The organism is Neobacillus sp., assembly GCF_031988165.1.
Taxonomy (GTDB): Bacteria; Bacillota; Bacilli; order Bacillales; family Cytobacillaceae; genus Neobacillus; species Neobacillus rhizosphaerae.
The window spans coordinates 108,433-123,748 of sequence record NZ_DALZYO010000002.1; the positions used below are offsets into that span (position 1 = coordinate 108,433).

Sequence of the window (15,316 nt, forward strand, 5' to 3'; positions counted from 1 at the left end):
TTGTGAAGGCTGTTTATAAAACGGATCAAGGTAGAGTTCGCCAAAATAATGAGGATTGCGGCGGAACTTTTGTTAACCGGGATGGTCATCGCCTAGCCATTGTAGCAGATGGTATGGGCGGTCACAAGGCCGGTGATGTGGCTAGTAAAATGACCGTTTCCCACTTACAAGAAATGTGGGAGCAATCAGAAGGGATTCAAACAGCAGACGATGCTGAAAAATGGCTTAATACTCATATTATTCAAGTAAATAAATTGGTATTTGAACATGCCAATAACAACCCAGAATGTGATGGTATGGGAACTACTATTGAAGCGGTGATTACCACCAATCATTTTGCGACCATTGCCCATGTTGGCGACAGTCGCTGTTATATATTAAATGATATTGGGTTTCAGCAATTGACTGAAGATCATACACTAGTAAATGAATTAGTTCGAACGGGCCAAATAACAAGGGAGGATGCTGAGCATCATCCGAGGAAAAATGTTATTTTACGAGCATTAGGAACAGAGCCAGATGTGAGAATAGATACTAAAACTATTATGTTTGAGGATGGAGATATCCTGCTCCTATGTTCTGACGGATTGTCGAATAAAGTAAATGAAGAGCAAATGCATACTATTCTTCTTACTACTGAAGACTCACTGGAACAAAAGGCTACAACACTGATTAACTTAGCAAATGAAAATGGTGGAGAAGACAACATCACCCTTATCATACTAGAGTTTGATGAGAATATTGAAAGAGGGTGAAGATAAATGTTAATTGGGAAAAGAATTAGCGGCCGCTATAAGATTCTCGAGATGATTGGCGGAGGCGGTATGGCAAATGTCTACTTAGCCCATGATATGATTCTCGACCGTGATGTTGCCGTGAAAATGCTTCGCCTTGATTTTGCAAATGATGAAGAGTTCATACGGAGATTTCGTAGGGAAGCACAGTCAGCTACAAGTCTTGCTCATCCAAATATCGTTAATATTTATGATGTAGGCGAAGAAAATGACCTTTATTATATCGTAATGGAATTCGTCGATGGAATGACTCTAAAACAATACATACAACAAAAATCACCTTTACGAGTTGAAGAGGCCATCGGAATCATGAGGCAGCTGACTTCAGCGATTTCACATGCCCATCAAAACCATATCATCCATCGTGATATTAAGCCTCATAATATTTTGGTTGATAATGAGGGTAATGTGAAAATCACTGATTTTGGAATAGCCATGGCTTTAAGCGCAACCAGTATAACGCAAACAAATTCAGTACTTGGTTCAGTCCATTATTTATCTCCGGAGCAGGCTCGCGGCGGGATGGCCAATCGGAAATCTGATGTTTATTCGTTGGGGATTGTTATGTTCGAATTATTGACAGGTAGGCTTCCCTTCTCAGGGGAGTCGGCTGTATCGATTGCCTTAAAACATCTTCAATCGGAAACACCGTCATTAAGAAGATGGAATCCCAATATACCGCAAAGTGTTGAAAATATTGTTTTAAAAGCAACCGCAAAAGATCCCTTCCATCGTTATAATAGTGTCGATGAAATGGAAGAGGATTTACGAACAGCACTCGACATTGAAAGGATGAACGAACCGAAGTTTGTAATCCCCATTGATATTGAAGCAACCAAGGCCATTCCTGTAATAACAGATGACAGGCCGCTAAAAAACCTTGATGAGACATTAGTGCATAGTAATGAAAAGACCATGGGAAGCCCGAAAGCTCCTTCAAAAAATGGGAAGAGTAAAAAAGGGAAACGAAAAAAGTGGCCAATAGTATTAATATCTACCTTCTTGGTACTTGTCATTCTCGGAATATTATCTGTTACCGTTTTACCCGGATTATTAACTTCAAAGGATGTTAAAGTTCCAGATATAAGTGGAATGAATTTAGATGATGCCATTTCTAAGCTGAAACTTAAGGGATTAGAGGCAGGGAAAAAAGTCGATATAATTGATGATGAAGTCAAAAAAGGAAAAGTCATTAAGACCATCCCGGAAATTGGCAGCACGGTAAAGGAGAATTCGAAAATTACCATATACATTAGTTCAGGAAAAGAAAAATATGAACTAACTGATTATGTCGGGCTCCAATATGACGATGTCTTGGATTTATTAGAAAATAAACATTTTAAAGCTATTAAAAAAATTGAAAAAAATGATGATAGTGACCCGGGAACAATCCTAAGCCAAAATCCAGTGGTTGGTAAAAAGGTAATTCCTGAAGATACCAAATTAGAATTTGAAGTAAGTAAAGGACCAGAGAAATTTTTGTTAAAGGACTTAACTCTATACAATTTAAAAGGGGTTCAAGATTATGCTTCATTAGTTGGATTGACCCTTGATTCAACTCAAGAAAAATATGATGATAAGATTCCTGTCGGTAATGTCATATCTCAGTCCCCAGTACAAGGAACAGAAATGAAAAAAGGCGACAAGGTTACGGTCATTATTTCAAAAGGAAAAGAAGAAAAGCCGCCAAAAGAGGTTATCATAGATCTAACAATACCTTACGAACCGTCTGTTCCTGGGGAACCGGGCCAGAAACAAAAGGTTACCATTTACATTGAGGATATGAATCACAATATGACAGAACCTTGGGAAACTCCTTTTTATATTACTGAAAACACCAAGAAACAAATTAAATTATTTATCCCCTATGGCGGAAAAGCCGGATATAGAGTCATTCGTGATGACAAAGAAGTCATAATCGATGAAAATAAAAACTATTCAGATACAGAATAGTTCTACCTATGGGGAAAATATTGCATTCGAACAAAATTTTATAGAAAAAAATAAGACACGTGGTAAGTAATTGGGCAAGGAGTGTGACTATGCCTGAAGGAAAAATTGTCAAAGCATTAAGTGGTTTTTATTATGTTCTTCAAAATGAAGAAATGATCCAATGCCGAGGGAGAGGCGTTTTCCGGAAAAACAAAATAACCCCGCTTGTGGGTGATGAAGTCGTTTTTCAAGCTGAAAACGAACGGGAAGGTTATATTCTCGAAGTAAAAGAGCGGAAAAATGAATTAGTTCGCCCGCCAATTGCCAATGTTGATCAGGCCATTCTTGTGTTTTCAGCTGTAGAACCAGACTTCAGCACTGTACTATTGGATCGATTTCTTGTTTTGGTGGAATTTAATCAGATTGAACCCTTAATCTGTATTACCAAAATAGACTTAGCAACAAGTGATCATAAGTTAATGATTTCGGAATATGCCGAACAATATAAAGCAGCTGGTTATGAGGTAATACTAACATCTTCAGAAACAGAAGCCGGGATTGAACAATTATATCCACATGTGGAAAATAAAATCTCGGTTTTTGCGGGTCAATCAGGTGTGGGGAAGTCTTCTTTGTTGAATGTATTAAGACCGGACCTTGAATTAAAAACCAATGATATTTCTTCACATCTTGGCCGTGGAAAACATACAACCCGACATGTTGAGCTTATGAAAATTGGAAATGGCCTTATTGCAGATACACCTGGCTTTAGTTCGTTAGACTTCAATAATATTGAAACGGAAGATTTAACTTCCTGTTTTCCTGAATTACAAAAGGCGAGTGAGGATTGTAAATTTAGGGGCTGTTTACATGTGACTGAGCCAAAATGCGGTGTTAAACTGGCGGTAGAATCAGGTGGAATCCCTGCTTACCGCTATGAACATTATTTAGATTTTCTCCAGGAAATAAAAGATAGAAAGCCGAGGTATTAAGAATGGTGAAAATAGCACCTTCGATTCTTTCCGCCGATTTTTCAAAATTGGGTGAAGAGATTTTAGCAGTTGAAAAAGCGGGAGCTGACTACATTCATATTGATGTCATGGATGGTCACTTTGTACCCAATATTACGATTGGCCCGCTTATTGTGGAAGCTATTCGTCCGATTACAAAGCTGCCGCTGGATGTGCATTTGATGATCGAGAACCCTGATCAATATATTGAAGCATTTGCCAAGGCTGGAGCTGATTATATTACGGTTCATGTGGAAGCGTGCCGTCATCTCCACCGTACGATTCAAAACATTAAATCTTTTGGTATTAAGGCGGGAGTAGTATTAAATCCAGCCACGCCAGTAGAATCCATTCAACATATTGTTGGGGATATTGATATGGTGTTATTAATGTCAGTCAATCCTGGATTTGGCGGTCAAAAGTTCATTCCTGAGGTCCTTCCAAAAATAAGAAAAGTAAAAGAGATGGCTGAAGAAAAAGGGCTAGCTCTTGAGATTGAAATTGATGGCGGCGTAAATCAGGAAACCGCAAATCTGTGTATAGAAGCAGGTGCAAATGTACTGGTCGCAGGCTCAGCGATTTATAATCAACCTGATTACGCAAAAGCTATTTCGTTATTAAGAGATTAGAGAGTGAAAAGCCGGCTTGTTATGCCCGGCTTTTCGTTATTATACGGGGTGATGATAGATGATTATCAATATTGTTGCGGGTGGTCCAGCAGGCCTTCTTCCTGATTTAGCTGAATATAGAGAGGAAGGTGCAATCTGGATTGGTGTGGACCGTGGTGTCTATTACCTGTTAAAAAGGGATATAAAGCCACTCATTGCTTTTGGTGATTTCGATTCTGTTTCACAAGAAGAATTAACGTTGATTGAAGGTCATGTTGGAGAATTGAAACGTTATAAACCAGAAAAGAATGAAACGGATATGGAACTTGCCTTTAATTGGGCATTAGGGCAGAATCCAAGTATAGTCCGATTGTTTGGAGCAACTGGAGGCAGGCTCGATCATTTATTTGCCAATGTGCAGCTTTTGTATAACCCACTTAAAGAAAAAAAATCAGCCGCCATTTATTTAATAGACCGTCATAATACTGTCTTTTTAAAAGAACCAGGCACCTATACCATAAAAAATAATCCGGCTGAAAAATATATTTCCTTTGTTCCTTTAACATTAAATGTTACCAATCTCACACTGGAAGGCTTTAAATTTCCTTTGAAAAATCGTCATATTTCACTCGGCTCTACACTATGTATTAGTAATGAACTTATTAGTGATTATGGTACTTTTTCATTTTCCGAAGGCATATTAATAGTGATAAGAAGTAACGATTAATAGGCATGACTTTTTTGGTACTGATTTCGTTCGGTGGAATAAAATGTAAAGCGTACGAAAAAAGTTAATTTGAATATGCAGTGGGAGATTTGTGAGGAGGGACAGTATGAAATTCTATACAATTAAACTGCCGAAATTTTTAGGTGGACTTGTCCGAGCGATGATTGGTGCGTTTAAGAAAAACGAATAGAACGTTTATCCGTTGGCACCCATTATATTTGGGTGTTTTTTATTTTTTGATTGGGAAAGATAAAAAGTAAAAGAAAAAGCACCCTTATGAAGGATGCTTTGTTCTTAATTGTCAAGCTCTAACGCCAAACTGCAAGTGAACAAGATATTTGGCGCTACCGCTTTACTTATTATACGCGTTCAACTTTACCGGATCTTAACGCTCTTGCAGAAACCCAAACACGTTGAGGTTTTCCATCAACAAGAATACGTACTTTTTGTAAGTTAGCACCCCATGTACGTTTATTAGCGTTCATAGCGTGAGAACGTGCGTTACCAGTTGTTGTTTTTCTTCCAGTGATTACACATTTACGTGGCATAATGATTTCCCTCCTTAACTACCAAAAGCTTTATACAGCAATCTTTAAGATGCTTCATCTGGATATAGAAAATTGGCTTGACCAAATTTTCTAGTCTTGAGATACCTTAATAATTTATCATACAACTTATTTGAATGCAATAGTTGAATAAAAACCTTTCAAGAAAAATACCTTGACATAGGCAATATTAAAATGCGCTTTTTTTATTCAGGTAGGAATGACTTTCAATATTTGAGTGACTATAGTAAAATGACTGTAGTCAAGGAGCAATAATCCAAAGGGGGAACGATTCATGTCCATCGAATTAAAAACAAAGTACGGACAAATTGATATATCAAACGAAGTAATCGCTACCATTGCCGGAGGAGCGGCAATCGAATGTTATGGAATCGTAGGTATGGCCTCTAAGAATCAAATTAAAGACGGAATTACGGAAATACTACGAAGAGAAAATTTTACTCGAGGAGTAATTGTACGCCAGGAAAATGAGGCATTACATATTGATATGTACATAATTGTTAGTTATGGAACGAAAATTTCCGAAATTGCCCACAACGTGCAATCAAAAGTTAAATACACCCTCGATAAGACAGTTGGACTTGCCGTTGACTCGGTCAATATTTACGTTCAGGGAGTTCGTGTGACGAACCCGTAGTGAGGAGGAAGGTTTGTGTCAATAACAGCATTAGATGGAAAACGTTTTGCCGAGATGGTGATCCAGGGTGCCAACCATTTGGCTGCAAATGCAAAAATGGTGGATGCGCTCAACGTTTTTCCTGTGCCCGACGGTGATACTGGAACAAATATGAATTTATCAATGAGCTCCGGGGCAAAGGAAGTAAAAAATAATGTTCAGGAACATATTGGAAAAGTTGGAGTGGCTCTTTCCAAAGGCTTGTTGATGGGAGCACGCGGAAATTCAGGGGTCATTCTCTCCCAGTTATTTCGTGGATTTTCTAAGGCGGTTGAATCGAAAGCAAAAATTTCCGGTAAAGATTTTGCTCAGGCCTTTGAGGCTGGAGTGGAAACAGCTTATAAAGCTGTTATGAAGCCTGTAGAAGGAACGATTTTGACAGTCGCGAAGGATTCTGCAAAGAAAGGCGTTCAGGCTGCCCAAAATTCAAACGATATTATCGTGATTATGGAAGAAGTATTAAAGGAAGCAAAGGCTTCTTTAAAGCGTACCCCTGATTTACTACCGGTATTAAAAGAAGTTGGTGTCGTGGATAGCGGTGGACAGGGTCTTGTTATCGTTTATGAAGGCTTTCTCGCTGTCCTAAAGGGTGAAAATCTTCCAGAATCATCCGATCTACTACCTTCCATGTCTGAAATGGTAAGTGCTGAACATCATAAAAGTGTCCAAGGTCATATAAACACGGAAGATATTGAATTTGGATATTGTACGGAATTTATGGTGAGGTTTGAACAGAATAAAGTGGGCAAGCAGCCATTCAATGAAGAAGTATTTCGAAATGACCTAAGCAAATTAGGTGATTCATTATTGGTTATTGCGGATGAAGATGTGGCCAAGGTACATATCCATTCCGAGCAGCCTGGCGAAGTATTAACCTACGGCCAGCGTTACGGCAACTTAATTAATATGAAAATCGAAAACATGCGTCAGCAGCATTCTAATATTGTTGGTGAGACCCAAACTGCTTCAGAATCCCAACGCCCTGATTCTCTAAAGGAAGTACAGGAATATGGGATTGTCACGGTTTCGATGGGGGCAGGGATTGCCGATTTATTTAAAAGTATTGGGGCACATGCCGTTATTGAAGGCGGACAGACGATGAATCCAAGTACGGAGGATATTGTCAAAGCAGTAAAACAAGTAAATGCTAAAAAGGTATTTATTTTGCCAAATAATAAAAACATCATAATGGCTGCTGAGCAGGCTGCCGATGTTTCAGATGAAGAAATATACGTGATACCGTCCAAAACAGTCCCACAAGGGCTTTCAGCGCTATTAGCGTTTAATCCTATCGCAGATGTGTTGGTAAATGAAGCGGCGATGAAGGATGCATTAAACCATGTTAAGACTGGTCAAATTACTTTTGCTGTAAGAGATACTCAAATTGATGGTTTAGAAATCGAAAAAGATGATTTCATGGGCATTGCTGAAGGGAAAATAATCGTTAAAAACAAGGATAAAGGAAAAGTGGCGGAAGACCTCCTGTCTAAAATGTTAGATGAGGATTCCGAAATTTTAACGATTATTTATGGTAATGACGTTACAGAAGAAGAAGTCAAACATCTAACTGATTTTGTAGAAGAAAAGTTTTCTGATATTGAAATAGAAATCCATAATGGCCAGCAGCCACTTTATTCTTTTATCTTTTCAATTGAATAAGGAACCGCTAAAATGAGAAGGGGACCCCTAAGGTCGGGACCCTTCTTTTTTTATCTGCTTTAGGGGTGGAGCTCCGCTAAAACGAATCAAAATATCCATTTTGTGTGAAAAATATACATTTTCAATAAATTAAGTGAAGCTAAAGCTCTGCTCACACTATCTTTATTATGTTGACTGAAGAATAATAGTAATTATTTACATACAATGCATAAATGGATAAATTTGCACAAAGGGGAGGATCTGAGTGAAATATAGAAGCGTGTTTGATATCATTGGACCGGTTATGATTGGTCCATCAAGTTCACATACAGCAGGGGCAGCAAGAATAGGGAGAGTGGCCAGAAGCTTATTTGGCAGGGAGCCAAAATGGGCAAATATTTCTTTATACGGTTCGTTTGCAAAAACCTATAAGGGGCATGGGACGGATGTAGCAATCGTTGGAGGATTATTGGATTTTGATACTGACGACGTAAGAATCATTCATGCGATTGATATTGCCAATGAAAAAGGGATTAAGCTTCGATTTATTGAGGAGGATGCGATAACAGATCATCCGAACACTGCTAGAATTATTGTTGGCGACCATCATGGCGAGCTTGAATTAGTCGGAATTTCCATTGGCGGCGGGAAAATTGAAATTACTGAGCTTAATGGCTTTGAATTAAAGCTATCTGGAAATCATCCAGCGATTCTCGTTGTTCATAATGATCGCTTTGGAGCTATTGCAAGTGTTGCTAACACCTTGGCGAAAAACGAAATAAATATAGGGCATATGGAGGTTTCCCGTAAAGAAATCGGGAAACTAGCCTTAATGACGATTGAAGTCGATCAAAACATTGATGAACTAATTTTAGAAGAACTAGAAAAACTTCCTAATATATTAAAAGTTACCAAGATCGTTGATTAGTTTGAAAAGCGGATGCGCCTTATTGCTGAAGCTCGCAACACTAAAGAGGGGGAAGGTTTGTGTTTCGTAATGTAGCTGAATTAGTTGGACTCGCTAATAGTCAAAATAAAAAAATATCTGAAATCATGATTGAGCAGGAAGTAACTGTAACAGGGCGTTCCAGAGAAGATATAATGACTCTTATGAATCGCAATCTTACTGTGATGGAAGAAGCTGTTGAAAGAGGAATAAAAGGTGTTTCATCCCATTCGGGATTAACGGGTGGCGATGCGGTCCTTCTGCAAAAGTATATCGAAAAGGGCAATTTTTTAACAGGTGAAACGATTCTCGATGCCGTTAGTAAAGCAGTCGCAACAAATGAAGTAAATGCTGCGATGGGGACCATCTGTGCCACGCCGACGGCCGGGTCTGCCGGAGTCGTTCCAGGGACCTTGTTTGCAGTCCAAAAAAAGCTTAACCCATCGAGGGAGCAAATGATTTCATTTTTGTTTACGGCCGGGGCATTCGGATTCGTTGTCGCCAATAACGCTTCAATCTCTGGTGCTGCCGGTGGCTGCCAGGCAGAGGTTGGTTCGGCAGCGGGAATGGCAGCGGCTGCCATTGTGGAAATGGCAGGCGGCACCCCTGACCAATGTGCGGAAGCGATGGCGATTACATTAAAAAACATGCTTGGATTAGTTTGTGATCCTGTAGCCGGCCTTGTTGAGGTCCCGTGTGTGAAACGAAACGCTATGGGGGCAGCCAATGCCATGGTAGCAGCCGACATGGCGTTAGCAGGTATTACGAGCCGCATTCCATGTGATGAAGTCATTGATGCGATGTTTAAAATTGGCCAATCAATGCCAACAGCTCTAAAAGAAACAGCGCAAGGAGGGTTGGCGGCTACGCCGACAGGTCGTGAACTCCAAGCCAAGATCTTCGGTATACCGCTTAAAAATAGTGAATCCAAATCTTAATCAATCGCTAACCGCTATCAGGGGAATTGGGGAAGAGACTGCTGAATCTTTCGCGGAAATGAAAATTTTTACGATTCATGATTTATTGGAGTATTTTCCATATCGATATGAAGATTATCGCATCCGCGAAATGACGGACGTACAGCATGATGAGAAAGTGACAATCGAAGGGAAGGTTCATAGTGAGCCTTCTCTTGTCTATTATGGAAAAAAGAAATCTAAGCTGACTATCAGGCTTTTCGTCGGGTCTTACCTTATTAAAGTAGTCTTTTTTAATCAGCCCTATTTAAAAAATAAAATGATCATAAATGATACTATTACGGTAACAGGAAAATGGGATGCACATCGGCAAACCATTACGGCAAACGAAATGCAGGCAGGGCCTAACGCAAAAACTAATGATTTTGAACCAGTTTACTCATTAAGAGGCAAATTAACGACAAAAGGAATGAGGAAATTCATTAGTATTGCCTTTCAACAATATGGGCATGTCATTGAAGAAACACTTCCTGAAATCTTTATAAAAAAATACCGGCTCTTAAACAAACATGATGCAGTAAAAGCGATGCATTTTCCTGGGAACCAAGAGGATGTGAAGCAAGCGAGACGCCGTTTTGTTTATGAGGAATTTTTGTTGTTTCAATTAAAAATGCAAGCCTTGAGGAAATTTGAACGGGAGCATTCCCCAGGAATCCAACAAAACTATGATTTGGCCAAATTGAATGAGTTTATCAATCGTCTGCCATTTCCGTTAACAAATGCGCAAAAACGGGTGGTCAATGAAGTGTTAGCAGAACTTAAATCTCCGTTCCGTATGAATCGTCTTTTGCAAGGGGACGTTGGTTCCGGAAAAACAGTGGTGGCGGCAATTGGATTATATTCATCCGTGACTGCGGGTTTTCAAGGAGCTTTAATGGTACCTACAGAAATCTTAGCTGAGCAGCATGTCGAATCACTGAAAGTCTTACTTGAACCATTTGGTGTAAAGTGTGAGCTTTTAACTAGTTCTATCAAAGGGAAACAGAGACGCGAAATCCTCCAGGAATTAGCAGAAGGAAAAGTTGATATATTAATTGGTACACATGCCTTGATTCAGGATGAGGTTACTTTTAAAAGACTCGGTTTTGTCATAACTGACGAGCAGCACAGATTCGGTGTTGAGCAGCGTCGAGTATTGAGGGAAAAGGGAGAAAACCCTGATGTCCTGTTTATGACAGCGACACCAATTCCTAGGACACTGGCAATCACGGTTTTTGGTGAAATGGACGTCTCGATCATTGACGAGATGCCAGCTGGCAGAAAGTCGATTGAGACCTACTGGGCAAAGCCGGAAATGCTTGAGCGCGTGCTCGCCTTTGTCGAAAAAGAATTAGTCAAAGGTCATCAGGCCTATATCATTTGTCCACTCATTGAAGAATCGGACAAGCTTGATGTGCAAAATGCAATTGATGTGCATACCACGTTAACGCACTATTTTCAGAATCGCTATAAGGTCGGTCTCATGCATGGCCGCTTAAGTTCCGATGAAAAGGATTCGGTCATGAAAGAGTTTAGTACAAATGAAGTGCAAGTGCTTGTATCGACCACAGTTGTTGAGGTCGGTGTGAATGTGCCTAATGCCACGATGATGGTCATCTATGATGCGGAACGATTTGGACTATCACAGCTACATCAGCTCCGCGGTCGTGTTGGCCGTGGGAGTGATCAATCCTATTGTATTTTACTGGCAAGCCCAAAGTCGGAAGTTGGTCAAGAACGAATGAGGATCATGACAGAAACGAACGATGGCTTTATTTTAAGTGAAAAAGATTTAGAGTTAAGAGGACCGGGAGACTTTTTTGGAAAAAAACAAAGCGGAGTTCCAGAATTTAAGGTAGCCGATATGGTCCATGATTATCGAGCATTAGAAACTGCGAGGAATGATGCGGCTATGCTTATCCAGTCGGAAACTTTTTGGACAGCTCCCGACTATAAATACCTGAGAGAGCAACTAGAGGAATCGGGTGTTTTAGAGGGAGAGAAACTCGATTAAAGAGGAAAAGCAGAGAAGAGGAGAGAAATTTATCCTTGCAATCTGCTTTTTTAAATTTTATACTACTCTTAGTACCTAGTCATAATATCTCGGACGGTGTGAAATATGAAAAGAAGTAAAAAGGAACGCCAACAGTTGTTAAACATAACCATAAAAGAGAACCCTTTTATTACGGATGAAGACCTGGCAGAAAAATTTCAAGTGAGTGTCCAAACAATTCGTTTGGATAGGTTAGAATTATCGATTCCGGAACTACGTGAACGGATTAAAACGGTGGCCGAGAAACGGTTCGAGGATGAAGTTCGCTCCTTACCATTAGAAGAAGTCATTGGTGAAATTATTGATATAGAATTAGATCGTAGTGCCATTTCAATTTTGGATGTAAAACAAGAGCATGTCTTTAAACGAAATAATATAGCACGTGGTCATCATGTTTTTGCTCAGGCCAATTCCTTGGCTGTGGCCGTTATTAACGATGAATTAGCGCTGACTGCCAAAGCGAATATTCAATTTAAGCGTTCGGTAAAATTACATGAACGGGTTATCGCTAAAGCAAGGGTAATCAAAATTGATGAGGTTGTTGACAGAACGTTTGTCGAAGTGACAAGTTTTGTGAATAATGAGCTTGTTTTTACCGGAGAATTTGAAATGTACCGTTCGAATAACCGTTAAAGGATGAGGCAAATTGAAACTAGCAATTGACGCAATGGGCGGCGACAATGCCCCGAAAGAAATCGTCTTAGGTGCGATGAAAGCCGTAAATGCATTTTCTGATATACATATCACCCTAGTCGGGGATGAAAATAAAATTAAAGAAACGTTAACAGGTCATGAGCGGATTTCGGTTGTCCATACAACTGAGATCATTCTTGGAACCGATGAACCTGTTAGAGCAGTTCGTCGTAAGAAAAATGCCTCGATGGTACTGGCAGCACAGCAAGTTGCAGATGGATTAGCGGATGCCTGTATCTCTGCTGGTAATACAGGTGCATTAATGGCAGCCGGTCTTTTCGTTGTTGGTAGAATTGAAGGGATTGACCGACCTGCTTTAGCACCTACACTTCCAACTATTGGTGGTGAAGGGTTTCTGCTCCTTGATGTCGGAGCAAATGCTGATGCCAAGCCTGAGCATTTGCTGCAAAATGCAATAATGGGTTCCATCTACAGTGAACAGGTAAGAGGAATTGAGAAACCAAGAGTCGGACTTTTAAATATCGGCACCGAAGAAAAAAAAGGCAATGAACTGACAAGGCACGCCTTTGACTTATTAAAAAATACAAATTTGAATTTTGTCGGTAATGTTGAGGCACGGGATTTACTTGAAGGAGTTGCTGATGTTGTCGTTACCGATGGATTTACTGGAAATATGGTCTTAAAAACAATTGAAGGTACCGCTCTTTCCATGTTTAAAATGTTAAAGTTAGCTTTAATGAGCAACTTTAAGAGTAAATTAGCTGCTGCAGTGTTGAAACCAAATCTCATGACCTTGAAAAACACCATGGATTATTCAGAATATGGCGGCGCTGCCCTTTTTGGCTTAAAAGCACCTGTTATCAAGGCCCATGGATCTTCCAATGGTCAATCAATCTTCAGCGCCATCCGGCAAACAAGAGAAATGGTAAGTAATGATGTCGTTAGTTTAATAAAACAAACAGTTGAAAATGAAAATATTGTTAAAGTAGATCTTTAAAGGAGTGTTGAAATGAGTAAAATAGCATTTGTGTTTCCCGGACAAGGATCACAAGCGGTTGGAATGGGCAAAGAGTTAGCAGAAAAACACTCTGAGGTAATGGATTATTTTATTAAAGCAGACAAAACACTAGATGTACAGTTAAGTAAGCTTATTTTTGAAGGGCCAAAAGAAGAGTTGACATTAACCTTCAACACACAACCAGCGTTGTTAACGACAAGTATTGCTATTTTAGATTTTTTCCGGAAATCTGGAATTAATGCTGACTTTGTAGCGGGCCACAGTTTAGGTGAATATACCGCCCTTGTTGCTGCAGGAGCTCTTTCCTTTGAAGAAGGAGTATTTGCCGTTCGGAAGCGGGGAGAGTTTATGGAGAATGCGGTTCCTAATGGTGAAGGATCCATGGCTGCTGTTTTAGGTCTTGACCGTGATCCGCTTTCCGCAGTAACAAAGGAAGTAAATGACTCAGGTTTCCCTGTGTCTTTAGCTAATATAAATTGTCCTGGGCAGATAGTCATTTCCGGTTCGCGAAGTGGTGTTGAACTTGCAGGAGGAAAAGCAAAAGAAGTTGGGGCAAAAAGGGTCCTGCCTTTAGAAGTAAGTGGTCCATTCCATTCTCCATTAATGAAACCTGCCGCCGACCAGCTGCGAGAAGTGTTAGATGGTACAGATATGCATTATGCCAAAATACCGGTTATTGCAAATGTAACGGCAGAGCCAATCAGCTCAGCTTCTGAAATAAAGGATAAATTAATTGAACAACTCTATTCCCCTGTCTTATGGGAAGATTCTGTCCGAAAAATGATTGCTTTGGGTGTCGACACGTTTATTGAAATTGGTCCCGGAAAAGTTCTTTCCGGCTTAATCAAGAAAGTCGATAAAACAGTTAAAACGTATTCTGTATCGGATGAGGAAAGTGCTCTTGCGGTAGTAGATGCGCTTAAGGAGGAAGAACGATGATTTTAGCTGGAAAAGCTGCCCTTGTTACAGGTGCATCAAGAGGTATTGGTAGGGAAATTGCCTTGGAGCTGGCAAGACAAGGTGCTGATGTGGCCGTGAATTTTGCCGGCAGTGAAGCAAAGGCTAATGAAGTAGTCGATGAGATCAAAGCTCTGGGAAGAGAAGCCTTCGCAGTCAAATGTGACGTATCGAATGTCGTAGAAGTGACAGAGATGGTTAGAGAAGCGATTGATCGCTTTGGCAAGCTTGATATCCTAGTTAACAACGCTGGTATTACCAAGGATAATTTATTAATGAGAATGAAGGAAGAAGAATGGGATGATGTGATCAACATTAACCTTAAAGGTGTTTTCCTTTGCACAAAAGCTGTAACAAGACAAATGATGAAACAACGGGTTGGCCGCATCATTAATATCGCCTCAATTGTCGGGGTAAGTGGGAATCCGGGGCAAGCGAACTATGTCGCCGCAAAAGCTGGTGTCATCGGTTTAACCAAAACAACTGCTAAGGAGTTAGCTTCAAGAAATATTACTGTAAACGCGATTGCGCCAGGCTTTATTACCACTGATATGACAGATAAATTATCTGAAGATGTAAAAACGGAAATGCTAAAACAAATTCCTTTAGCAAGATTAGGAGAGCCAAAGGACATTGCGAAAATAACAGCATTTTTGGCATCAGATGACACATCGTATATTACAGGTCAGACGTTTCATGTTGACGGTGGCATGGTAATGTGAATTTAATTATTCTTTCATTTATTAATTGAAAGAAATACTCTATAATAGCTTGAGGGGAG

At 39.9% G+C, this 15,316-nt stretch carries 16 protein-coding genes; 15 read left to right on the top strand and 1 reads right to left on the bottom strand.

The window, feature by feature from the left end:
* Positions 1-2: 2 nt before the first annotated feature.
* The 6 genes from RTR43_RS01935 (at position 3) to spoVM (ending at position 5,261) form a co-directional block, all read left to right on the top strand.
* Positions 3-755 carry a Stp1/IreP family PP2C-type Ser/Thr phosphatase gene (locus RTR43_RS01935; RefSeq protein ID WP_312469254.1) on the top strand — a complete coding sequence of 251 codons (753 nt, stop codon included), beginning with the start codon at positions 3-5 and terminating at the stop codon, positions 753-755.
* Positions 756-761: 6 nt separating this feature from the next.
* Complete coding sequence (gene pknB / locus RTR43_RS01940) at positions 762-2,747, top strand: Stk1 family PASTA domain-containing Ser/Thr kinase (RefSeq protein WP_312469255.1); 1,986 nt, start codon at positions 762-764, stop codon at positions 2,745-2,747.
* Between the two features lie 89 nt (positions 2,748-2,836).
* On the top strand, positions 2,837-3,718 hold the full coding sequence (gene rsgA / locus RTR43_RS01945) for a ribosome small subunit-dependent GTPase A (protein ID WP_312469256.1): 882 nt from the start codon (positions 2,837-2,839) through the stop codon (positions 3,716-3,718).
* A gap of 2 nt (positions 3,719-3,720) precedes the next feature.
* Positions 3,721-4,365, top strand: coding sequence for a ribulose-phosphate 3-epimerase (rpe, locus tag RTR43_RS01950; protein ID WP_248733630.1), 645 nt, complete (start codon positions 3,721-3,723; stop codon positions 4,363-4,365).
* Between the two features lie 58 nt (positions 4,366-4,423).
* A complete protein-coding gene (locus RTR43_RS01955) occupies positions 4,424-5,071 on the top strand; it encodes a thiamine diphosphokinase (protein ID WP_312469257.1) in 648 nt (215 codons plus the stop codon).
* Positions 5,072-5,177: 106 nt separating this feature from the next.
* Complete coding sequence (gene spoVM / locus RTR43_RS01960; RefSeq protein ID WP_035445740.1) at positions 5,178-5,261, top strand: stage V sporulation protein SpoVM; 84 nt, start codon at positions 5,178-5,180, stop codon at positions 5,259-5,261.
* Between the two features lie 169 nt (positions 5,262-5,430).
* On the opposite strand, the gene rpmB is transcribed toward spoVM, so the two are convergent.
* Positions 5,431-5,619 carry a 50S ribosomal protein L28 gene (rpmB, locus tag RTR43_RS01965; RefSeq protein WP_248733628.1) on the bottom strand — a complete coding sequence of 63 codons (189 nt, stop codon included), beginning with the start codon at positions 5,617-5,619 and terminating at the stop codon, positions 5,431-5,433.
* 292 nt (positions 5,620-5,911) lie between these two features.
* Here rpmB and RTR43_RS01970 point away from each other — a divergent pair, with 292 nt between their 5' ends.
* From RTR43_RS01970 to fabG, 9 genes are all read left to right on the top strand, one after another.
* Positions 5,912-6,274 carry an Asp23/Gls24 family envelope stress response protein gene (locus RTR43_RS01970; RefSeq protein ID WP_024030202.1) on the top strand — a complete coding sequence of 121 codons (363 nt, stop codon included), beginning with the start codon at positions 5,912-5,914 and terminating at the stop codon, positions 6,272-6,274.
* A gap of 15 nt (positions 6,275-6,289) precedes the next feature.
* A complete protein-coding gene (locus RTR43_RS01975) occupies positions 6,290-7,972 on the top strand; it encodes a DAK2 domain-containing protein (protein ID WP_312469258.1) in 1,683 nt (560 codons plus the stop codon).
* A 244-nt stretch (positions 7,973-8,216) separates the two neighbouring features.
* Complete coding sequence (gene sdaAB / locus RTR43_RS01980; RefSeq protein ID WP_312469259.1) at positions 8,217-8,879, top strand: L-serine ammonia-lyase, iron-sulfur-dependent subunit beta; 663 nt, start codon at positions 8,217-8,219, stop codon at positions 8,877-8,879.
* Positions 8,880-8,938: 59 nt separating this feature from the next.
* Positions 8,939-9,835, top strand: coding sequence for an L-serine ammonia-lyase, iron-sulfur-dependent, subunit alpha (sdaAA, locus tag RTR43_RS01985; RefSeq protein ID WP_312469260.1), 897 nt, complete (start codon positions 8,939-8,941; stop codon positions 9,833-9,835).
* Complete coding sequence (recG, locus tag RTR43_RS01990; protein WP_312469261.1) at positions 9,819-11,867, top strand: ATP-dependent DNA helicase RecG; 2,049 nt, start codon at positions 9,819-9,821, stop codon at positions 11,865-11,867. The genes sdaAA and recG overlap by 17 nt, the downstream gene beginning before the upstream one ends.
* A gap of 105 nt (positions 11,868-11,972) precedes the next feature.
* Positions 11,973-12,539, top strand: coding sequence for a transcription factor FapR (fapR, locus tag RTR43_RS01995; RefSeq protein ID WP_312469262.1), 567 nt, complete (start codon positions 11,973-11,975; stop codon positions 12,537-12,539).
* 13 nt (positions 12,540-12,552) lie between these two features.
* A complete protein-coding gene (plsX, locus tag RTR43_RS02000; protein WP_312469263.1) occupies positions 12,553-13,557 on the top strand; it encodes a phosphate acyltransferase PlsX in 1,005 nt (334 codons plus the stop codon).
* A 12-nt stretch (positions 13,558-13,569) separates the two neighbouring features.
* Complete coding sequence (gene fabD, locus RTR43_RS02005; protein ID WP_312469264.1) at positions 13,570-14,517, top strand: ACP S-malonyltransferase; 948 nt, start codon at positions 13,570-13,572, stop codon at positions 14,515-14,517.
* Positions 14,514-15,257 carry a 3-oxoacyl-[acyl-carrier-protein] reductase gene (gene fabG / locus RTR43_RS02010; RefSeq protein WP_312469265.1) on the top strand — a complete coding sequence of 248 codons (744 nt, stop codon included), beginning with the start codon at positions 14,514-14,516 and terminating at the stop codon, positions 15,255-15,257. Before fabD ends, fabG begins: the two co-directional genes overlap by 4 nt.
* Positions 15,258-15,316: the final 59 nt, after the last annotated feature.